Annotated in this window: 16 protein-coding genes; 8 read left to right on the forward strand and 8 right to left on the reverse strand. The window is 35.1% G+C overall.

What is annotated here, in order from left to right:
• Positions 1-16: 16 nt before the first annotated feature.
• Complete coding sequence (locus tag ABID39_RS02065) at positions 17-601, forward strand: YqgE/AlgH family protein (RefSeq protein WP_354185553.1); 585 nt, start codon at positions 17-19, stop codon at positions 599-601.
• 57 nt (positions 602-658) lie between these two features.
• On the opposite strand, the gene ABID39_RS02070 is transcribed toward ABID39_RS02065, so the two are convergent.
• The 5 genes from ABID39_RS02070 to ABID39_RS02090 form a co-directional block, all read right to left on the reverse strand.
• The gene (locus ABID39_RS02070; protein WP_354185555.1) at positions 659-3544 is read right to left on the reverse strand and encodes an EAL domain-containing protein; all 2886 of its coding nucleotides are present in this window, start codon (positions 3542-3544) and stop codon (positions 659-661) included.
• 432 nt (positions 3545-3976) lie between these two features.
• Positions 3977-5257: a M16 family metallopeptidase gene (locus ABID39_RS02075; RefSeq protein WP_354185557.1), complete on the reverse strand. Its 1281-nt coding sequence runs from the start codon at positions 5255-5257 to the stop codon at positions 3977-3979.
• Positions 5258-5339: 82 nt separating this feature from the next.
• Positions 5340-6737 (reverse strand): threonine synthase, encoded by a 1398-nt coding sequence (thrC, locus tag ABID39_RS02080; RefSeq protein ID WP_354185559.1) that lies wholly within the window; start codon positions 6735-6737, stop codon positions 5340-5342.
• A gap of 1200 nt (positions 6738-7937) precedes the next feature.
• Positions 7938-8285 (reverse strand): hypothetical protein, encoded by a 348-nt coding sequence (locus tag ABID39_RS02085; RefSeq protein WP_354185561.1) that lies wholly within the window; start codon positions 8283-8285, stop codon positions 7938-7940.
• A gap of 931 nt (positions 8286-9216) precedes the next feature.
• Positions 9217-9918, reverse strand: coding sequence for an HAD family hydrolase (locus ABID39_RS02090; protein WP_354185563.1), 702 nt, complete (start codon positions 9916-9918; stop codon positions 9217-9219).
• 322 nt (positions 9919-10240) lie between these two features.
• Between ABID39_RS02090 and ABID39_RS02095 the strand changes: the two genes are divergently transcribed.
• On the forward strand, positions 10241-11377 hold the full coding sequence (locus ABID39_RS02095; protein WP_354185565.1) for a site-specific DNA-methyltransferase: 1137 nt from the start codon (positions 10241-10243) through the stop codon (positions 11375-11377).
• Between the two features lie 290 nt (positions 11378-11667).
• On the opposite strand, the gene mutY is transcribed toward ABID39_RS02095, so the two are convergent.
• Positions 11668-12726 carry an A/G-specific adenine glycosylase gene (gene mutY / locus ABID39_RS02100; RefSeq protein WP_354185567.1) on the reverse strand — a complete coding sequence of 353 codons (1059 nt, stop codon included), beginning with the start codon at positions 12724-12726 and terminating at the stop codon, positions 11668-11670.
• Between the two features lie 223 nt (positions 12727-12949).
• Here mutY and ABID39_RS02105 point away from each other — a divergent pair, with 223 nt between their 5' ends.
• The 3 genes from ABID39_RS02105 to ppdK all read left to right on the forward strand — a co-directional run bounded on the left by ABID39_RS02105 (position 12950) and on the right by ppdK (position 17033).
• Positions 12950-13450, forward strand: coding sequence for a DUF721 domain-containing protein (locus ABID39_RS02105; protein WP_354185569.1), 501 nt, complete (start codon positions 12950-12952; stop codon positions 13448-13450).
• Between the two features lie 91 nt (positions 13451-13541).
• Positions 13542-14198 (forward strand): DsbA family protein, encoded by a 657-nt coding sequence (locus ABID39_RS02110; RefSeq protein ID WP_354185571.1) that lies wholly within the window; start codon positions 13542-13544, stop codon positions 14196-14198.
• Positions 14199-14366: 168 nt separating this feature from the next.
• The gene (ppdK, locus tag ABID39_RS02115) at positions 14367-17033 is read left to right on the forward strand and encodes a pyruvate, phosphate dikinase (protein WP_354185573.1); all 2667 of its coding nucleotides are present in this window, start codon (positions 14367-14369) and stop codon (positions 17031-17033) included.
• A 700-nt stretch (positions 17034-17733) separates the two neighbouring features.
• On the opposite strand, the gene ABID39_RS02120 is transcribed toward ppdK, so the two are convergent.
• Positions 17734-18570 (reverse strand): peptidoglycan-binding domain-containing protein, encoded by an 837-nt coding sequence (locus ABID39_RS02120; protein ID WP_354185575.1) that lies wholly within the window; start codon positions 18568-18570, stop codon positions 17734-17736.
• 937 nt (positions 18571-19507) lie between these two features.
• Here ABID39_RS02120 and ABID39_RS02125 point away from each other — a divergent pair.
• Positions 19508-19876 carry a DUF5330 domain-containing protein gene (locus ABID39_RS02125; protein WP_354185577.1) on the forward strand — a complete coding sequence of 123 codons (369 nt, stop codon included), beginning with the start codon at positions 19508-19510 and terminating at the stop codon, positions 19874-19876.
• A gap of 91 nt (positions 19877-19967) precedes the next feature.
• On the forward strand, positions 19968-20378 hold the full coding sequence (locus tag ABID39_RS02130; protein WP_354185579.1) for a SufE family protein: 411 nt from the start codon (positions 19968-19970) through the stop codon (positions 20376-20378).
• A gap of 99 nt (positions 20379-20477) precedes the next feature.
• Here the strand turns inward: ABID39_RS02130 and ABID39_RS02135 are convergent, their stop codons facing one another.
• Complete coding sequence (locus tag ABID39_RS02135) at positions 20478-20915, reverse strand: Ros/MucR family transcriptional regulator (RefSeq protein WP_354185581.1); 438 nt, start codon at positions 20913-20915, stop codon at positions 20478-20480.
• A 660-nt stretch (positions 20916-21575) separates the two neighbouring features.
• Between ABID39_RS02135 and ABID39_RS02140 the strand changes: the two genes are divergently transcribed.
• Positions 21576-23669, forward strand: a complete 2094-nt coding sequence (locus ABID39_RS02140) for a S9 family peptidase (protein ID WP_354185582.1) — start codon at positions 21576-21578, stop codon at positions 23667-23669.
• Positions 23670-23703 lie beyond the last annotated feature (34 nt).

Below are 23703 nucleotides of genomic sequence, written 5' to 3' on the forward strand. Positions count from 1 at the left end.
TGGAGAATATAGATTGATGAAGCAGTGTAATGGTTTTTTAGGCGGACGATTACTCATAGCAATGCCAGGAATGAATGACAAACGCTTTATTCGTTCCGTTATTTATATTTGTGCGCATTCTGATGCTGGTGCTATGGGAATTATTCTAAATCAATTGCATCATATTGATTTTCCAGAGCTTTTACTTCATCTTGGTGTCATAAACAGTAGTCAAACGAAATATCTTTCTGAACCCATAAGAAACTTTCCAGTACGATATGGCGGACCTGTTGATTCTTCGCGTGGTTTCGTTCTACATTCTGATGATTATGCTTGTGAAGAAACTGTCTTTATTGCGGATAAGATCTGTTTTACTGCAACGATTGATATATTAAAAGCAATCAGTTGTGAACAAGGTCCCCAGCATGCGCTTATAGCATTAGGTTATGCTGGATGGAAAGCTGGACAGCTCGAAGAAGAGATTTCTACAAATGGTTGGTTGATTAGCTCTACATCGCCGAGTTTCCTTTTTGAAAGCGATTTAAGTCGCAAATATGATGAAAGCTTAGTTCGCATGGGGATCAACCCGATTTATCTTGTTTCTGAAATGGGGCATGCGTAATAAAATTTCACTTTCTTGATCCAACACAATGTTTTTTCCATTTGTTTTGCGTATTTGTTATGTCTTAATTGAATGAGGAAAATGATTTTGAATAAGAGTGATTAATTCTTCGATGGCGATAGGCTTAGTCACGAGTGTACTTTGAACATATTTACAGCCTGCTTGGCGTAGGAAAATCGCTTCTTTTTCATTTTCAACGCCTTCTGCAATAATTTGCAAATTAAGATCAGTTGCCATATTAATAATAGACTTGAGAACAAGCCTTTTCTTGGGAGAGTCGATTGAGATAAGCGAACGATCCAATTTAACCATGTCGAATGGATAACGCACGAGATAAGCAAGTGATGAATAACCTGTTCCAAAATTATCGAGTGCAAGATTCATTCCAAGTGCTTTAACTTGTTCGAGAAAATGCGCTGATTGTTCAGGATTTTTTCTTAAGACACATTCGGATATTTCTATCATCAGGCTCCCTTTGCTGAGTGGATGGCGAAGCAAAGCAGAACGTAATTGACTGACAAATTGAGGATGAACCATTTCGGTGCTTGGTAAATTAATTGAAATGAAGAAAGACTGTTTGGGGAATTTTTCCTGCACATTCGTAAGATCAATAACAACATTATTGATGATGAACTGTGCTAAATCCATAACAATTTGTTCATTTTCTACGATCTTGATAAAATCAGAGACATTTAGATTTCCATAATTTGGATGATGCCATTCTACAATTGTTTCAAAACCAATAATGTGTCCATCTGATAAATTAAGGATAGGGTGGTAGAGAATTTTTATTTCATGACGTTTTATAGCATGATGAATATCTTTTCCCATAGTATTGTACTCAATGCTTAACGTGCGAAAATTAGGGTAAAAAGGTTCAATATGGTTTCCACCCATTTGTTTTGCGCGGATCATTGCGAGTTCGCTATCATTTAAAATATCTTTAGCGGTCGATCTATTTTCGCTCCATGTGACCAATCCAATTGATATTGAAAGTGTTATCTTTTTTTCTGTAAGTGAAATAGGTGCTGAGATTTTTTTGTGCAGATGATTTGCAAATGTTGCAATTTTTTGTGGTTCAGTTTCACTCAGTAAAATGATTGCAAAACGGTCTGCCGAAAGACGTGACAAAGTATCTTGAAAATTAATAAGACGGTTCAAACGGCGCGCTATGATAAGCAATATAGTATCACCAACAGCAATTCCTAATTTATGATTAATTTGATGAAAATTATCCAAATCAATCATTAAGACGGTTGGTTTAACTTTGATATTTGCTTTAGCCAAAGAGGTATAGCTTTGTAATCTATCGAAGAAAATTTGTTGATTAGGAAGTCCCGTTAAGCTGTCATGAATTGCATCGTGCAATAAGCGTTCTTCAGCTTTTTTATGGTTAGTGATGTTGGCAATTGTTCCTATAACGCGCGTAACTTTTCCATCTTTTTGCATAGCTGGGCGCGCACGAAGAGAAAACCAATGATAATAGCCACCACCGGAAGAAAGTCGAAAAATTTGGTCGATGCGTCCTTTTTTGTTTTTAATAATGATATCAAGGATGGCTTGAAAGCGCTCACGATCATCATGGTGTAAGGCTGAAATCCAATTGCGCATAGGACCATTAAGCTTATGGGTTTCTGTACCCAGAAGGGGTGCTAGGTTTGGATGTACAACAATACGGTCACGTTCAACATTCCAGTCCCAAATAATATTTCCAGCTCCTTTTGCTGCCAGCACTTGTTGTTCAAGGTCGGAAAATATTCCTTCATGAAAGGCATCATTAGAAAAAGTTTGCTGCATGACAGTAAAACTGATGAGGAGAACAATGAGCACCAGCCCTCCTGCTAATGCTGGTTGGATAATATCATTGTTTAAATAGCCTGCTATACAAGCATAGGCTCCAATACACCAGAAGCTAATGAGTAACCATGTTGGGATGATCATGATAGCGCGGTCATAGCTTCGTATTGAAAAATAGCTGATTAAAACGATACCAAGCACAGCAGTAAGACCAAATGATAGACGTGCAATTCCAGCGGCTCTGATTGGGTCATAAATAGCAAATGCTCCAAGACTACAAAAAGCGATGGTCCATGCAATTGCTCCGTAACTAAAGTGATAATGCCAGCGGTTCAGGCATAGATAGGTAAAAAGAAACATGAAGAGTGTAGCAACAAGCGCTACTTCTGTACTTGCACGCCAGATTGGTTGTGTTGTTAACGTGACTGAAAAGAACTTATTCAGAAAGTTAAAATCGATGCCAATATAAAAGAGTACAGCCCAAGCGACAGCAGCTGTTGCTGGAAAGAGTCCTGTGCCGCGCACGACGAAGAGAACCGTTAACAAAAGAGCTAAAAGACCTGATATACCGAGAAGAATACCATGATAAAGTGTATAAGAATTGATAGCATCCTTATAGGCTTCAGGTTTCCATAAATAGATTTGTGGCAGATTTGCAGAGTTAAGTTCGGCTACAAATGTAATGACAGCACCAGGATTAAGTGTAATACGAAAGATATCAGAATTTGCACTGGCTTGACGATCAAGGGAAAAACCTTCACTTGGAGTTATGGATTGAATGCGTGCTGATCCAAGGTCTGGCCAAAAAAGTCCTGAATGTGTCATGCGATAATGTGGTGCAACGATGAGACGGTCAATTTGTTCATCTGTTGGATTTGCAAGAGAAAATACAGCCCAGTTTCCAGAAAATTTTTCATTTTTTGCCTGCACTTCAATACGCCATACAATACCATCTGGTCCGGGTGCTGTACTTGTTTGAAAGATTGCGTTATTTGTATGATAAATTTCTATTGCTTTTGAGAGATCAAGAGCCGCATCCTGAGAAGAAATTTTAACAGGCTCAATCGCTTGTGCTGACGTGAAAGAGACAAAAGAACTAATAATTATAATGAAAATGATGTCAATGATTTTACGCAAACTCTTCACGATGTCCCACTCTCAGTTTTTTAATGTTTAATTTTTGTTTAGATTTTCAAAAAAACTCTACCCTTTATTCAGTTGTTTTACATAACAAGCAGTTATCATTTTCTTTCGAAAAGTTGTGTGACTTTACACAAAAATAAATCAGATACCCACTTGTTAAAGTTTGAAGCTGATAGAAATTTATATTTTGTAGGACAAAATTAAACCATGAGTTTCTAAATTTCACAAATATACTTTCGTTTATCAGATTCTTTATCATATGAAGCGAGAATTCGGTAGTTTTGTACATCTCTTTTATAGATATTTTCCAAACTTATTGAGCAAGAAAGGTTTTACGGTAAATTCTATCATAAAACTTATGCATTTTATTATTTTTTGCTTTTTAAAAATTTTTTATATTTCAATATGTATGAAAAAAATTGGAAAAAATTTTGTTTAAACTTGCTTCATTTTATGTGAAAGAATTGATGTTAAATCATCAAAATTCATGAGAGGACCAACAGGTCCGACAGCAGTTAATGTTGGAGTAGAATTTGTAAAAAGTCGATGCGCTAAATCTGTTAATCGTGTCGGAGTAATAAGATCTAAGCGCTCAATTGTTTCAGATATTGGAATTGGTCGACCATAAAGAAGTATTTGGCGTGCAATAAGGTGCGCTTGACTAGATGGATTTTCCTGCGACATTGTGAGGTTAGCACGATATTGTGCTTGTGCTCGTTGAAGCTCATTGGGATGAATATTTTTACTTACCTTAGAGAGTTCATCAAGGATCATAGGAAGCAATTCTTTTAATCCTTCTTGTCCAGTAGCAGCATGCACACCAAAAAGTCCGGTATCGGAAAATCCCCAATGAAAGGCGTATATAGAATAGCATAATCCACGTTTCTCTCTCACTTCTTGGAAGAGGCGTGATGACATGCCTCCACCAAGAATAATTGAAAGAATTTGAGCAGCGTAAAAATCACGCGCATGATATGCGCGTCCTTCAAATCCGAGAACAACTTGTGTATCCATTAAATCGCGATATTCACGAAAATCACCACCGACGTAATTTGCAAGGTTTATGAGGGGGGCTGTTGAATGGGAGCGAAAAGTGCTAAGACGGTTTTCAACTTCTTTCAGAAAACTTTCGTGTTGTACAGCTCCTGCTGCAACTACAACCATACGATCTGCACTATATTGTTGATTCATAAAATTATGGAGATCAGCCGAGGTAAACGTCTGAATTGTTTCAGGGGTTCCTAAAATAGAGCGCCCAAGAGACTGATGGCGAAAGGCTGTTTCAGTAAAGTGATCAAAAACAATATCATCGGGAACATCATGAGCAGCGCCAATTTCTTGAAGAATGACCTGTTTTTCTCGTTCTAATTCGTTTTCATCAAATTTTGAATGCATCAAAATATCAGCGAGAATATCAATAGCGAGTGGGATATCATTTTTGAGCACGCGCACGATATAGGCGGTTGTTTCCGTACTGGTTGTGGCATTGATTTCACCACCCACATCTTCAATATTGGTTGCAATCTGAAAAGCCGTACGGTTTTCCGTTCCCTTAAAAGCCATATGTTCAAGAAGATGGGCAATACCATGTTGTGTGAAGGTTTCATTCCGTGAGCCAACTTTAACCCATATTCCGAGTGCTACACTGTCAATTTGTTGCATTGTATGTGTAGCGATAGTCAAACCATTACTAAGGTGACTGATATCTACACCCATGTGTTTACAACTCCGTTAAATAAGTTAAATGCCTCATAGTGGGACATTACAATATTCCTCATCTGAATAAATGCAGCTAAATTTAATAAGATGCACGCGATTTTAAAGAAATATAATTTTTTACTATTTTTTCATCATTAGCAAGCCCTATAATACGTTCTTCACGTTTCATTAACTCATTGAGACAAGATGGCAGTGGAGCATTTTGTTCATAGGCATTTTTAACGGTATCAGGAAATTTGGCGGGATGAGCCGTAGCAAGAACAATCATTGGGATATGTGGTTGTTTGTTTTCGCGAGCGACTTTAAGTGCAACAGCTGTATGTGGATCAGCGAGATAGCCACTTTCTTTATAAACACTATCAATTGTTTTTGCTGTTTCATCCATGTTGCTTTTCCCAGCAGAAAACAGGGAGCAAATATTCTTAAGTTGTTTTTCATTAAGTTTAAAACGTCCTGATTTTTTTAGATTTTCCATCGCATTGCGAATCCATACTGGATCACGATTGCCGCTTTCAAACAGCAAGCGTTCAAAATTAGAAGAAATTTGAATATCCATAGAGGGTGAGGTTGTGTGGATGATAGGCTGTGTCTCATAAACACCATTGGTTAATGTGCGTGCGAGAATGTCATTATCATTGGTTGCAATAACGAGTTGCGCAATAGGTAATCCCATACGAGCAGCAACATAACCCGCAAAAATATCACCGAAGTTTCCTGTAGGAACAGTAAATGAGACAGTTCTATCAGGAGCACCTAAAGAAAGTGCGGATGAAAAATAATAAACAATTTGCGCCATGATACGCGCCCAGTTTATAGAATTAACGCCTGAAAGTGCTTTTTTTTGTCGAAAATCATGATCATTAAACATTGCTTTGACAAGTGCTTGGCAATCATCAAAATTCCCTTCAATAGCGATGGCATGAACGTTTTTGCTTTGATTGGTTGTCATTTGCCGTTGCTGAATGGGTGATATGCATCCCTTAGGAAATAAAACAAAAACATCTGAGTGTTCTCTTTCAGCAAACGCTTGAATGGCTGCTCCACCTGTATCCCCTGAAGTGGCAGCAATAATGGTTGCCTGTCTCTTTTTTTGAGTGAGAATGTAATCCATGAGTCTAGAAAGAAACTGCATTGCGACGTCTTTAAATGCCAAAGTAGGTCCGTGAAAAAGTTCAAGAATAAATTCGTCTGGACCAGTTTGTAGCAATGGACAGGTTGCTGGATGACGGAAGGTAGCGTAAGATTCAGCAATTATATTTTCAAAAGAAGCATATTCGATTTCATTATTTACAAAAGGCCAAAGAATGGTTTTAGCAATTGTTGTATAAGATTGACCACGCAGTGCTCGTAATGCATCGAATGATAACTGAGGGAATCTTTCTGGAAGGTACAGTCCACCATCACTGGCTAGACCAGTCATGATAGTTTCAGTAAAGCCTAAAGCAGGAGCTTCACCTCTCGTGCTAATGTATTTCATAAGTTTATTCCTTTGTTTATTGTCGGCAAAACGGTGAAGTTATTTATTTCATTTTTTTATAATATTTAAATTATTAAATGGATAGAATTTTGTTTTCTTAACTCTTAGCCAATCATAAAAGTAATGAAATTGACTCTTTCGGATATTAAGGTACGATGTATTGGATATTTAATGAGAAGTTCGCTATAGTCGAGAAACTTTTCTCATTACTCGTTCGCTTATCTTACGATCCATACCAATTTATGCGGTTGTCTAAACATTGAAATTATATCAGGATAGTCTTTATAGAAGACTTTATCTTGCAACAAGCAGTTATTCAGATAGATTTTCTATCCTAGATAATCTAAAACTCTTATGATATTGATCTCTTTCAAATAGAGATGTTATAATCCATATTGTAGGTGTATAAGGTGATTCCATGGCACTTGGTTTGTAATTGCATATTTTAAAATAATCTGCGTTTTGTATATTTTGTATAAATGTTTAGTTTTTATACTCAGAGGCATTATATTTGTACTATGCAGTATATGTGAAGTTATCCGTGAAAACATACAAAACAGTCTACCTAATTATTGAGGCGGATTATGCTTAAAACATAAGGTTAAAGCTTATGAGGTCTGAGGACATAGGTTAGTTTTGATAAGAAGTCTGAATCTTATGAATCACGCCATATTATTGCATTTTTTAACTCTAATTTTCCTAGTCCCATCCTATTATTTGGGGAAACAGCTTCATAGCAATACGGGTCAAGATTCTATAACTTGTTGCTTCTATTGAACTCAAAGTCCCTAGTGTAATAGGTTTAAATACTTTCACAACTTTTTTCAATGTTATTTTCACTTTTTGCATTATAACTGAAATTTGATGCATAGAAAGCAACTATATCAATTTCTTCCTTTTATTATTACTTTGTTAAAGAAAAAAGGAATATTTTTTATAAAGATATTCTTTAAAATACTTTTCATTAACATTTGTAAATTGTAAAAGAGGAAAATTAATGAATACAAAAGTGTTTACTATGTATATTTTAAATATTTTTGTCGTAATTTTACCTAAAATACTTTCTATCATTGGTATTGGTAGGTAAGTATTGGCTTTATGAATGTAGGGAAGTAAAATATTGACGTTAAAGAAAAAGGTTCATCATGTGTTTATTGGTAATATCTAAACACACAATAAACCTTTTGGGGGTTGTGGAGATTAGTGAGTATTTCTAAAGATTGAGGTTATATCTTTTATTACTCCCAATATAAAGCTTATTGCGTATCCTGCAAACAATATTCCTAATCCAATTGTCACAGGTTCAACTACTTTTTCAACTTTTCCTTCAGATGCATCGCTACTTTCTGCTGTATGATTTACAGCTGGAACATAGAAAGCAGTTGCATTTGTTGCTATAGACGTTGTGTTTTCTACTTGTGGTGTCACATAATCAGAAATATTCTCTTTTTGAGAAGAATAGTTTGCGTTAGCGCTTACAGCTTGCGAAAAAATAAAAGTAGTTACTACAAGAAGATTAAGCATATAGTTTTTAAATATTTTTATCATAGTTTTACCTCAAATATTTTTTTATTTTATGAACACGTAATAGATAAGTACATTCGGATATGCTTACTTAGTACATAACAATAAATACAAAGTGAGCCCAAAAGTTACAATATCAATAACATTATACTACGTTACGAGTTTATATTCAATAATAAAATATAATCATTATGTATTTTTTTTATTTGTAAATATATAAAAACTTTAATTTATAATATTTTATACAAGTATATTATATATTTTATGGAAATATGTTATCTATTAAAATAATTATAAGCTACATCTATATAAGCTACTAAAAATAATGTTTTTAAATAATATTCATATAAATTATTATATTAAATGAAATATGTTATAAAGTAAGTAAGATGTTTTACTATTTTTATGTTAATATATTTTTGTAAGTTTTTGTACTTTATATATAAATGTATAATATGCTACGTTAGCCAATTATAATATTAAAAAATAATAACTCTAAATAATAAAATATTAATAAATATCATGGTGTCATATTTTTATAATTTTATACTATTTAAAATGGAAAGTATGAAATTATGTTTTTATGATTATGATGTATTTTAGATATATTCAAAGAAAAAGTTCTTATAGATTGTACTTCACAATCTTGATGAAATAAATTTATGAATATTCTTCTTGATTCTCCGGTATGTAGTTAAGTTAAACTATGAGACCATAGGATTTTTCAATATTAAATACTAAGTTTATCGATGAAATTTTGTTTATGGCAATAGTTTCTGTGAGAGATTCTTGAAAAAATTATTTCAATCTTGTCCGATTATTATGTCTGCTAATGTTATTATCTCTGAAAGGAGAGTACAGTTCATTATTGTGTAGATTTCAAATTATATTATAGTCGTTAGAAATATATATTTTTTATATAAACAAAGCTTAAATAATATAGAAATTTTATGAATTATGATAAATCTCGCCATATTGACATTGCCTCTAAAACTTTTTCCAAATGAGCATATTTGGCGATAACCGTTTCAGCACCAGCTTCTGCAAGTACATTAGAGTGGCCAAGATAACTATGTGATCCTCCAGTAAAGCCTATGATGCGCATACCTGCCATTGATGCAGCATGTACGCCATGAAGTGAATCTTCTATAACAATAGTGTTTGTTGGATTTGCATGTAATTGTTGCGCCGCAAAAAGAAAAACATCGGGAGCAGGTTTAGTTTTTTTCGTTCCAATTTCAGAAGCCGAAAAAATTTTATTTTTGCCATCAAAGAAATCATAGAGATCAACGGTAGTGAGCATCTCTTTTATATCTACACTTTTTGCATTAGAGCAGATACAGTAAGGATAATGATTTTGGATGATTGCTAATACTTCTCTTATACCATCGATAGCACGTAATTCAGTTTTTATTTGTGCTCGAAAAAGATTTGACATTTGATCTATGAGATGAACAGAAATTGGTTTTCTTGTCTCTTGTTCAATTTTTTTAAGAATATCAATAAAGACTAATCCTGCATAACGTTCACTCAATTCTTCGGGAGATATTTCATATCCTGTTTGTTTAAGTAATTGAGATCCAATTTTTGCTGCGAGATATTCAGAATCTACCAGAACTCCATCACAATCAAAAATAATAAGATCTATTTGAGGCATAAGATATTCCTTTACGGGTCATTTATAGCGTAAGAGCTAGCGTGAATGAAGATTCTATTTCACAAATAATAAAGATATTTTGAAAATGATTCTTATTCGCTTTATGTAAAAAAGAATATGTGAATAGCAGGTTGAAGGGAAGAAAAACAAGAGTTTGTTAGTATGAAATTTCTTTACTTTTCCTGAAAGAGTAAAAACGAGTATTAATTTTGCAGAAGTTTAACGATACGTTTACTCTAATTTTGTAAATATGGGTTGGTAATGCAGGACTATAAGCAATATTGATTATAGGGCAAATTCAGTTCATTTCGTTGGTTTTTTTATGACAGTTATTCAGCTTCAAAAAGATTTTGTTGGTACTTCTTCACAGGTACCATGGCGCAATAAAATTTTCAAAGGAGATTGTGTTGCAGTACTGGAAAAACTGCCAAAACATTCAGTTGATATGATCTTTGCTGATCCTCCTTATAATTTGCAATTGAATGGTAGCTTATATCGCCCAGATTATTCGCTTGTTGATGCAGTTGATGATGAGTGGGATCAATTTGAAAATTTTGCTGCTTATGATGCTTTTACGCGTGCGTGGCTGCTTGCTTGTCGTCGTGTGTTGAAACCCAATGGAACTCTTTGGGTTATTGGGTCTTATCATAATATTTTTCGGGTTGGTACGGCATTACAAGATTTAGGTTTTTGGATGTTGAATGATATCATTTGGCGTAAAAATAATCCTATGCCTAATTTTCGGGGGCGTCGTTTTCAAAATGCTCATGAGACGCTTATTTGGGCTGTTCGAGATCAAAAGGATAAAAAATATACGTTTAATTATGATGCTTTAAAAGCTGCAAATGAAGATCTACAAATGCGTTCCGATTGGCTTTTCCCTCTCTGCACTGGTGTTGAACGCTTAAAAGATGAGGCAGGGCGTAAGTTGCATCCAACACAAAAACCACAAGCGTTATTAGCTCGTATTATCATGGCTTCTAGTAAGCCTGGTAATGTCATTCTTGATCCGTTTTTTGGTTCGGGAACGACGGGTGCTGTTGCCAAGCTTTTGGGACGTGATTTTGTGGGTATTGAACGTGAGCAAAATTACATTGATGCGGCATGTGAGAGGATTGCTGCGGTTAAACCTTTAGACAAACCAGAATTGGCAATTTTGGATAGAAAAAAAGCAGAGCCACGCGTAGCATTCAATAGTTTACTTGAAGCTGGTTTACTCCGTCCAGGAGAAATCCTTTATGATCGCAAGAAGCGAGTATCTGCTATTATAAGGGCCGATGGTACGATCATGCATGGTGGTGAAGCTGGTTCTATTCATGCAATGGGGCGAAAAGTTCAAGATTCACAAAGCTGTAATGGTTGGACCTTTTGGTATTATGAGGAAAACGGGAAGTTGAAATCCATAGATGATTTAAGAATGATGATACGTTCACAGATGCTAGAAACGGGTGTTCTATAAAACACGCAATTGTATATTGCTCCGCTTTCCATGTTACACTTTTGTAGTGAAATAACAGGTAAAAAGGAGGATTAGCATTTTATCTTAAAACTGTTTTTTCTGATTCTATTTAAGATATGCAAGTGAACGTTTGCTGCATCATAAAAGGAGCTGAGAGGAGCAAGTTCCACTACGTTAAAGAATCTTATTCAAGCTTCAAGATGATGAATGATTATTATGAAACAATGCATTTTATGAAAAATAAAACATTTGCATATGAAACTAAGAAATTTATTTTTTAATGATGAAAATTATTTAATTTTAAAAGAATTAGGAATGACTACGGAAATGGCTTTTTTCATGACAGTGGGAAGAGCTTCTTCGGCAAGGTTCTGAATATCGCACCACCAGCCATTTTCGCGATTTATTTCGTGAGTACTGTTGATGTAGTAAATATCGAGTTTCAGGGAAAAGTGGGTAAAAATATGTGTGATTTGTCCTTTGAATTGCCAATTAGCGGTAAAAGGGGCATGTTGGAGGACGTTTTCATTGTTCGTTCCAATATAGTTAGGAATTTGAGTCATGCCACCGAGAAGTTTTGTGCCATGTCGTTTTTCCAAATAAATTTGTTTATTTTCATTAAGTACAACAAAAGCGGTGCCAGTTTTTGAAGGGCGTTTTTTCTTCGGAGCTTTGACTGGAAAAGACTCTGTTTTATGCATTTGGGAGGCTTTACACAAACTTTGAAGAGGGCAGAGGTGACAAGATGGTTTACGTGGTGTACAAATGGTTGCTCCCAAATCCATCATTGCTTGAGCAAAGTCCCCAGGACGATTTAAAGAGATAATTTCTTGTGTTTTTTCTTTAATTTCAGGTTTTGCTTTTGGTAACATTGAAGTGATAGCAAATAAGCGGGTTATCACACGCTCGACATTACCATCAACAACTGCTACAGGGTGATTAAAAGCAATTGCGGCTATGGCTGCAGCAGTGTAGTCTCCAATACCAGATAGGGTACGCAATGCTTTTACAGATTGCGGAAATTGTCCTCCGTAGTTTTCAACAAGTTGTTTAGCACAGTTTCTAAGATTACGTGCACGTGAATAATAGCCAAGACCAGCCCATGCTTTCATAATATCATCTGGTGAGGCTTTCGCTAAAGAAGAAAGATCAGGCCAAAGCTTTAGAAATTTTTTAAAATAGGGTTTAACGGTTTCGACAGTTGTTTGTTGAAGCATGATTTCAGATAGCCAAACTCGGTATGGATCAGAATAGATACCTTGTTTTTGCTCTTTAGGAGTAATTCGCCATGGTAAGTCTCGGTGTTTCTCATCGTACCAAGAAAGAAGACGTAAGGAAAATTCATGCATGATTATTTTCAATCATACATAGGAAGATATAAAATGCAAAAGAAAAAGTATGTATTTTGCAATTCACATTTTATTTTTGTTTCATTATAGAGGCTATGGTTAGGTAAGAAATGGATCTTGTGGTATTTTATTGTTTTTTAGAAAAGAATTTTGATATGAAAAAATTGCACTAATTTAGTGTGTGTCTTAACTTTAGTGTGTGACTTGACGATGATTTAGAAAAATGAGCAAACAATTTAAGAAGCGTCATTTTCATTCTCTTTCTGAAACGGTATCCAAAATACTTGATCCGGTTTTATGTAAACGGACAGGACTTAATGTGGCACTTATAGAGCATTGGCTGCAGATTGCGGGTGGTGATATAGGTGAACACACAATACCGCTTAAAATTATTTGGAAACGTCGTGCTAATTTAGATGAAACTTTCCAACCTGCGACACTTGTTGTGGCGTGTGAAGGGTTTGCAGCCTTAAAATTGATGCACAAAACAGACGAGTTGCTTCATAGAATTAATGTTTTTTTTGGCTATATTGCTATTAACCGTATCAAGATTGAGCAAAGGAACATATCGGTTCTTACAAATCATTTGCCAATGAAACTATCTCCGAATGAAAAAGACAAAAAACGTATAAAAAAAATGATTGAGAAAGTTGAAGATAAAAATTTACAGCAATCACTTTATCAACTTGGTTGTTGCATTTTTGCAGAAAAAAATAATAAATAGCAAGATAGGCTATATATATATTTTTTTTTCTAATATATTAGGTAAATTGCAGAGGTCTTACTCGTTTAATAACAATAGAAAAGTATTATTTATGATAAAATATCGTTCTTTTTTTTCTTTAAAGATCATTTTTCTCTTAATAGCAACTGTACAAATTAGTGCAACTGCTATTGCTGCTGGTAGCTCTAAACTAGCTTCAACTGTTGATATGGCTGAGGTTCTTCGACCAGGAAAGGTAAAGGATCGGTTTGAGGGAGAGGCAAATGCACCAGTAACAATTGTTGAATATGCTTCGTTAACATGTGTTCATTGTGCGTATTTTTATAATGAGGTACTTCCCAAAATTCGTAAAAAATATATAAAAACGGGAAAGGTAAAACTTATTTTTCGCGAGTATGCTTTTGATCCAAGGGCAACAGCAGGTTTTATGTTAGCGCGATGTGCACCAGAAGATCGTTATTTTCCTTTGATAGAAGTTTTATTTCAAAAACAGCATGAGTGGGTTTGGGGACAAGATGCTCTAACACCGCTGAAAAAAGTCAGTTTAATGGCAAATTTTACGGATGAAAGTTTTAATGCTTGTCTGAAAAATCAGGCCATTTTAGATGAAGTAAATGCATCTTTTGAGCGTGGTAAAGAGCTTGGTGTCACAGCAACTCCTACTTTCTTTATAAATGGCAATAAATATGAAGGTATTATGTCGGTGGAGTCCTTCTCTTCGGTGATTGATAGTTTTCTTAAAAACTAAATCTTCCTTACAGAAGATAATATTTGTGATCATTTCCCTGTTGGGAGAGTTGGTTTTGTGCCTTTATTGGAGCAATATTTTTTCTGTTTGATCAGTTGTAAAGCGAATCATTGCTTGTGATGGTAAGCTGAGATTAGATTTTGATGCTGATATGAGAGGACTTGTGCAATGACAAAATGGGTTTATAGTTTTGGAGATGGCAATGCAGAAGGAAGTGCAAACGAGCGCAATCTTCTCGGAGGTAAAGGGGCTAATTTAGCAGAAATGAGCAACCTTGGCTTGCCTGTTCCTCCAGGATTCACTCTGACAACAGAAGTTTGTAATTTTTATTACGCACATAACGAATCATATCCTGCAGAATTACAGAACGTTGTTAAGCAAGCGCTTAAACGCGTTGGTGAGCAGACAGGACGTGAGTTTGGTAATGAAAAAATGCCACTTTTACTTTCTGTTCGCTCAGGTGCTAGGGCTTCCATGCCAGGGATGATGGATACAGTACTTAATCTTGGTATGAATGATGAAACTGTGAAAGCAATTGCTTTACAAGCCAATAATGAGCGTTTTGCATATGATAGTTATCGTCGTTTTATTCAAATGTATTCTAATGTTGTTTTGGGATTGGATCATTCATGCTTTGAAGAGATACTTGATGAGTCAAAAGTACGCAATGGTTATACTGTTGACACAGAAATGACAGCGGATGACTGGAAAGATGTTATTATTTCCTATAAAGCATATGTAAAAAAAGAATTAGGGAAGCCATTTCCGCAAGATCCTGAACAACAGTTATGGGGTGCGATTGGAGCAGTTTTTTCAAGTTGGATGACAGCACGTGCAATCACTTATCGCCGTTTACATAATATTCCTGAAAATTGGGGAACGGCAGTTAATGTGCAAGCTATGGTTTTTGGCAATATGGGTGAAGACTCGGCAACAGGGGTTGCTTTTACACGTAATCCATCGACAGGGCAAAAAGAGCTTTACGGTGAATTTTTAGTGGATGCACAGGGGGAAGATGTGGTAGCGGGCATTCGAACTCCTCAAAATATTACAGAAAATGCACGTATTGTTGCAGGTTCAAATAAGCCGTCTTTAGAAGAGACTATACCAGAGGCTTTTTTGAAGTTGTGTCAGATTGCACAGAAGCTTGAACAGCATTATCGAGATATGCAAGACCTCGAATTTACAATTGAAAAGGGTAAATTATGGATGTTGCAGACTCGTTCAGGGAAGCGAACGGCTCGTGCGGCTTTAAAGATAGCGGCGGAAATGGTTGAAGAGGGCTTAATAAGCCGAGAAGAGGCGGTGATGCGAATTGATGCAAAATCGCTTGATCAGCTTTTACATCCGACAATTGATCCAAAAGCAACGCGGTTTGTTATTGCACGCGGTTTGCCTGCTTCTCCGGGGGCTGCAACTGGTGAAATTGTTTTTACTTCAGAAGAAGCCGAAACTGTATCAGCAGAAGGGCGTAAAGTTATTTTGGTGCGTGTTGAAACAAGTCCAGAAGATATTCATGGTATGCACGCTGCAGAAGGGATTTTAACAACGCGTGGTGGTATGACAAGTCATGCTGCTGTTGTTGCACGTGGTATGGGAAAGCCGTGTATTTCTGGTGCTGGCAATGTGCGTATTGATTATAATACAAACACAATGTTTGCTTCAGGACAAAGTTTTCAAAAAGGTGATGTCATTACGATTGATGGTGGAAGTGGGGAAGTTTTAAAAGGCAAAGTTGCGATGTTGCAACCTGAGCTTTGTGGAGATTTTGCAAAGTTGATGGAGTGGGCTGATGGGATGCGGCGTATAAGGGTTCGCGCTAATGCAGAAACCCCTTCTGATGCAAGTATGGGGCGTTCTTTTGGGGCTGAAGGTATTGGACTTTGTCGTACGGAGCATATGTTTTTTTCTGGTGAACGTATTGTTGCTATGCGTGAAATGATTTTAAGTCATGATGAAAGCGGTCGTCGTAAGGCATTGGATAAGCTATTGCCAATGCAGCGCTCAGACTTTAGTGAATTGTTTGAAATTATGTGTGGTTTACCTGTTACTATTCGTTTATTGGATCCACCATTGCATGAGTTTTTACCAAAAACGAATGCAGAAATTCTTGAGGTTGCAACAGTTATGGGAGTTTCTGCTGATGTACTTTCTGAACGTACGCAGCAGTTGCATGAATTTAATCCTATGCTTGGATTACGAGGATGCCGTTTAGCGATCACGTATCCTGAAATTGCAGAAATGCAGGCGCGGGCTATTTTTGAAGCAGCAGCAGATGCTGCGCAAAAATCTGGATCTCCTGTTATGCTTGAAATTATGGTGCCGCTTGTTGCACTTAAATCTGAACTTGATTTTGTAAAAGCTCGTATAGATCAAGTAGCTGGTGAAGTAATGAAGGAAAAAGGAAGCCATATTCAGTATATGGTGGGGACAATGATTGAGCTTCCAAGAGCAGCTCTTCGGGCTGATGAAATTGCGCAAACTGCTGAATTTCTTTCATTTGGAACAAATGATTTGACACAAACCACTTTTGGAATTTCACGCGATGATGCTGCTCCTTTTTTGGCAACTTATTTCCAAAAAGGGCTCTTAGAGCAAGATCCCTTTGTATCCATTGATCGTGATGGAGTAGGAGAGCTTATTTCTATTGCGGCGCAGCGTGGTCGTTCACAGCGTAAAAAAATCAAACTAGGAATTTGTGGTGAACATGGAGGTGATCCTGCTTCTATTACTTTATGTGAAGAAAACGATTTAGATTATGTTTCATGTTCTCCCTTTCGGGTGCCAATTGCGCGTTTAGCTGCAGCACAAGCGGCTATTGCAAAAAAAGCATAGGAGGTTTTGAGGTCTTCATTGATATTCTTACATTTACATCATTCATAAGAGGTTTATCGACCTCTTTCTTAAATGTTTTTATTCATACACACATTCTTCTTGTGAGGTGCAAGCATATGTTTTCTGACTCATGATAAAAGAGATTAAAATGAATAACATATTGATTTATAATGATAATTCACTGTTTTGCATATTGAATTAAAACCCCGATATTGTAAGATTCATTCACTTCAAATCTGTTTATCTTGAATCAACAAAAACCACTTGCTTTCACACCATAAGTGGGGTTGGTATGTGGGAAAAATTTATTTGAGAAAAGACTAAAAATACCCCTGATGAACCGCCTTAATGTAAGGGCTGTAACACATTGGGAGCTGTCAATATAATGATGGTACCAGTTTCTTCTTCATAAGTATAAAGATAGTGGTGCTCAATGGGGACGGCTGGATGTATTGGGAGTCTCATGCGAATTATAAAAACGATAAGTTATTTTTATAAATCAATATTTTGAATTTGGTGCGCAGAATAAATTGTACATACTCTTTATTTCTTTCATGAAAAAAAACTTTCAGGATATACTGCGTGTTGTATGAATGGAGAGAGAAAACATACCTTTCACTATGAGGCAGAGCATAAGGCAAAATAGCAGATGATTTCTGTGTTTTCAGTTTTTGCTTTATAAGACTGATATTTGCTTTTATTAGTCTAACAAACCAACTTCACGCATTTTCATCACAACTGTATGATCAACCTTACCTGTTATAGGAAGATCAAATATTTTTTGAAACTGTTTTAAGGCTTCTATTGTTTTTTGGTCTTCTATACCGTTGATAACAATCTCTGGATGACCAAAAATACGTAAAGCTTTTTGCACTTGCTTAATATCTATAACAGGACGTGCTAAAATGGTTTCTTTTGAGTGTGATACATCTCCTACCTTTTTTGTTTCATCTGCTATTTCCATTTCACTCTGCTTAATCAATATGGCAATTTCATCTGTTGTAGAGTGGGGCAAGATATTGTTTTGCATTTCAGAATTAATTTGTTGTTTCCATAAGGCTATAGCACGACGCATTTTAGGGCCTTCAATCCCATCTAAAGGACCGTCATAAAGTCCTAGTTTTGCTAACTTCTTTTGCATTTTTAGCGTGTTTTCTGACAAAGAATGTGAAGATGAATTTTTGTGCTGATGGTTTTTAGAAGGCATAGAAGCAACAGAGTGAAGTTTTTCTTCTTTTGGGGACAGAGCAGAGTTTTTCTCTATTTTTGGAGAAAATGTGAACTTTGTTTTAGTAAAGACATCTTGATGTATTATCATTTGTAAAAATAAAGCATTAAATGAAACGAATCCAAAACTGATTATAAAAAGAAAAAGTCCAATGAAAAACAAAGTATTTTTTTGTGTATAGAAATAAAGCGTCTTCGTTATCCAAAAAAGAAAACGACCCATCAGAAGAAGAAGTGTTATAACAATACTACTGTAGTATTGATGCTTTTTTACAGTTTTTATTCTGCGCGTTTTTCGTTTTTTTGTCATTACTTTTATTTTTTATTTCCTATTGCAATTGTTTTTTACACAGAAATGAATACAAATTATTCTCGCTTTTAGCGAGAGAGGAGATATATCTATATTACTGTTCTCTCCTTATAAACTGTTAAAATAAGTGAGATCGTTATATAAATGTGTAAGCTGATAAATGAATAACGGTCTTCATCAATTTATTTGGTTTCATATTATGCAATATTTTTAATATGTGTGAAAAAAACTTCCAATGATATGATACCATTTTTTGATATTTATGATCATAGTATTATATATCATCAGCTAGACCAAAGGTACCACCTCATTTCTTCATTTTTACGGGTATATTGGGGAATACTTGAAACAAAATTGAAACATGTTTTCTTATCATGCGATAAAGATGACAGTATGTATCATTTTTCAAATGTTTCATATGTATAGAGGCAGAACAGCATGATGAGTATCATTGTTTTTCGCTACTGTATCTATTTTAGTATAAATTCATTCTACTAATATTTAATTCAATATCAACGAAGGTAATTTTAAAGAATCTATCAGAAAATGGGATACATTCTTAATTCTTATAATTTTACTTCTGTAATTTTTGTATAAAACAGAGCATTGCAACCTAGATTGTACCATATCATAATCCTCACATCTTCTCCTCGTTATGATCTGTCATTTTTTTATGATAGTGTATTTTTTCTTATTGATACGCAGTGAGATTATAAGCGCATATATCTTCAATACTTTTTTGATTGTGCAATTCTGGTATGAATTTTTAAATAAGAAGTAATGCGTTTCATTTTTGTACAGTCATCTTATAAATGGTATAAATTTGCTAAATAAATATTCAACTTTATAAAATACCGATTTTATAAAGTTTTTATAAAGGAGAAAGGTATAGGATATAGTTTTTGTTTCATTTACAATTGCGGTACATTGGCTGCTCATGATACGTTTTTTAATCAAATTATTATTATTTTTGTTTGTTGTTTTTGTTATCATTTCACTTTTTGTAGAAAAGCCTAGTAGTAATCATTCTTCTCTTCCAAAAGATAGCGCGACAACAAGTGATGTGATTATTGCTTTAAAAAAAACTTTAAATGATTTAGGAGCATTCTGTGATCGTAATATGGAAGTTTGCAAAATTGGAAAATCCTTTTTAAGTTCACTTGGCGAACGTGCATGTCATGGTGCAAGAGTGGCTTACGAATATTTGGGGCGTATATTAAATAACAAAAATATGGAAGAATCCCAAAATATTACACCTAATATAGGGATACAAGAGCCCGTACAAAAACATACGATCTTACCTTGAAATCAATTTTAACACTTGTCGTTGGCATAAGCATTTATCTTTCAAGAAAATGCATACAACATGATCATCAAGACAAGATAGGAGTGAGATTATGACAGAAACGATTGACGAAATTATAGAAAATTTTTCTCTTCTGGATAATTGGGAGGATCGTTATCGTTATGTGATTGAGCTTGGTTATAAATTACCACCTTTTCCAGAAAGTGCTCGAAATGATTCTCATAAAGTGCCTGGGTGTGTGAGCCAAGTGTGGCTTTTATCTTCGCGTAATAATTCAGACAATCCAACTATAACATTTCAAGGCGATTCTGATGCCCATATTGTGCGTGGGCTTATCTACATTCTTCTTGCCTTCTATTCAGGGAAAAAAGCCTCTGAAATTCGTAATGCTGATGCTGAAGGACTCTTTGAAAGACTCGGTTTAAACGAAAATCTCACACCACAACGATCAAATGGTCTTAAATCGATGATCGAACGGATCCGTAATGAGAGTCATGTATAAAAACAATTACAGAAAGAATTATACAAAACTTCTCCGTAGAACATATCTATTAAAAAGCCCTTTAATATACTAGAGATGAATACCTCTTCAAAGAAACAATTACTTGTTTTTTCTCCGCTTACTTTTACGCCCCAGTCCCATTTCTTTTGCCAAGGCTGAGCGTGCTTTTGCGTAATTAGGTGCGACCATAGGATAAGAACTGTCTAACTGCCACTTTTCACGATATTCTTCAGGCAACATTCCATAATGTGTCATGAGATGACGTTTTAAAGATTTAAATTTTTTCCCATCTTCAAGGCAAATGAGATAATCGGGAAATATCGAACGTTTTGGGTTAACAGCGGGCCTTTGCTTTTCAACTTCGACCTCTGCTAGTTCTACATTTCCTGCTTTACGAAAAGCGGCATGAACATCAGCAATCAAACTTGGTACTTCAGTCGGTCGAATTGAATTATTACTCACGTAGGCAGCAACAATATCAGCAACCAATGTAATAACTAAATTGCTTTCAGTCTCTAAGACTGGACGATGTTCCATTCTTGTTTCCTTTAACTTTAATAGAGATATAACTAGCACGCATGCTCAAACAATAGAGAGCTTACGCATACAGATCTCATATTGTACAAAAATCTTTTTTGTCAATTCAATTATTCTATAAAATTGCCAAAACACAAAAAAATCAAATAAATACCTCTTTTTGATCATAATATACAGCAAGAAAACCCCGATTTTTTCCCATTAAAGGATAATTTAATTTTATAAAATTAATTACTAAGTATATCTATAATATAATGTACGGTTTTTTTGTGTCAAATAATATAAATAATTTTTTTAAGCAAAATAAATTATACAAAAATTTAAAAAATACATATTACGTTATGACAAAAATTATATTATTAACTAATTTCAATGAAAATTTACTTATTTTTATATATAAAATATATTTATTATAATTAATTAATAATTAAATTATGATATAAATATTTTTATTTTTCTTATACGGTCTATTTTATAAAAGCGATATTATTCGTATAAAAAACAATGCTTATGATAAACAAGGATATATAGTGTAATTGTGGAAATTATCGCAGCTAGATTTTTTTGAGTAATTGGCACTGGCAGATTTATGCACTTGCATAAGTGGTATGATTCCAACATATAAACAGAAACTATCAATATTTTAATATAGGATTGTGCATGACCCGCTCTTCTGTCATTTTCCCTAAAGCATCTAAGGTCATTCATAAAGAGACATATCATGGTATTTCTCGTTATGATCCTTATCATTGGTTACGCGCCTCTAATTGGCAAGAGGTTTTTAAAAATCCCCATTGTCTTGATGGAAATATTCGAGACCACCTTGAGAAAGAGAATGCCTATCAATCCGCTCAAATGGCTGATACAAAATCATTACAGGATTTACTTTTTACCGAAATGAAAAGTAGAATCCAAGAAAATGACAGTTCTGTTCCTATAAAACATGGTCCTTTTGCATATGGCTTCTCTTATGTTACCGGAGGTCAACAGCCACATTATTTTCGGATACCAAGGAATGGAGGAGAGAAAAACGTTTATCTTAATGGTGACAGTTTGGCTGAAGGTAAAGAATATTTTAATTTTGGCTCAGTTCAAGAATCTCCTGACCATACACATGTTGTATGGACCTACGATGACAAAGGATCAGAATTTTATACAGCTAAAATTCGTAATTTGGAAACATTGTCTGATTGTACGGATACAATTACTGATACATCTGGACAGGTTGTGTGGGATGCTAAATCTGAAGGTTTTTTCTATACGAAGATGGATGAAAACCACCGACCTTCTGAACTTTATTATCATCGATTAAATACTGATCAATCGCAGGATAAGCTTATTTTTCGTGAAGATAATCCAGGGTTTTTCTTACACGTAAGCGGTTCTAAGCTTAATGACGTTATTTACATTAATATTCATGATCATGAAACGTCAGAAATTTGGTTGATTCCTGCTGCAGCACCTTTCACATTGCCTCAATGTGTACGGAAGCGAGAAAAGGGTATTGAATATTCACTTACAGAAGGTGACGATGTTTTTTATATTCTGACCAATCTAGATAACGCAAAAGATTTTAAAATTATGGTAGTGCCATGTGCATCTCCTCAATCAGAAAATTGGTCAGAGCTCGTGCCATATCAACCTGGACGTTTGATATTATCCCATGACGTCTATCAAGATTTTCTTCTCTGGCTTGAACGTGTTGAAGGACTTCCTTGTATAAAAGTGATGGAGCGTACTACAAGACAAGTCCATTCTATTACTTTTACAGAAGAGGCTTATTCTTTAGCTCTACAGGGTGCTGCAGAATACAACAGTCAAACTATTCGCTTTTCCTATTCATCTATGACAACTCCTGATCAAGTATTTGACTATGAGATGAAAAGTCGAAAACGAATGCTTTTAAAAACCAAGACCATTCCTTCAGGGCATAATAAAGATGAATATGTAACACAGCGTGTTACAGCGATAGCAGACGATGGTGAGAAAATTCCTATTTCACTTTTTTATCATAAAACTACTACTCTTGATGGTAGTGCACCTTGTTTGCTTTATGGTTATGGTGCATATGGAATTTCTATTCCTGCTAGTTTCAATAGTGAAGTGCTTTCTTTGGTGAATAGAGGTTTTATTTATGCTATTGCCCACATTCGTGGAGGAAAAGAAAAAGGAGTTGAATGGTATGAGAAAGGAAAACACCTTTTTAAATACAATACATTCACAGACTTTATTGCCTGTGGACGTTATCTTGTAAACAATAAATTCACATCCCATGACCGACTCATTGCTTACGGTGGATCGGCAGGAGGGATGTTGATGGGGGCTATCGCTAATATTGCACCACAGGATTTTGCTGGAATTGTAGCGAATGTGCCTTTTGTTGATGTTTTAACAACAATGTTAGATGCTTCACTACCCCTAACGCCACCAGAATGGCCTGAATGGGGAAACCCTCTTGAATCACAGGAAGATTATAATCTTATTGCTTCTTATTCACCTTACGATAACGTTAAAGCTCAAAACTATCCTCCTATACTTGTAATTGCAGGGTTAACGGATCCTCGTGTTACTTATTGGGAGCCTGCGAAATGGGTGGCGAAATTGCGAGACTTAAAAACAGACGATAATGCGGTTTTATTACGCATTAATATGGATTCAGGTCACGCTGGTGCGGCTGGACGTTTTTCAAAGTTAGAAGAAATTGCATTTATCTATGCATACATCCTAAAAATAGTAGGAAAGAATTTTTGTTAATTTAGATATCATTAAAAAAAGGCTCTGCATTCCA

Origin of the sequence: Bartonella japonica (assembly GCF_040545385.1) — a bacterium.
Classification (GTDB): domain Bacteria; phylum Pseudomonadota; class Alphaproteobacteria; order Rhizobiales; family Rhizobiaceae; genus Bartonella; species Bartonella japonica.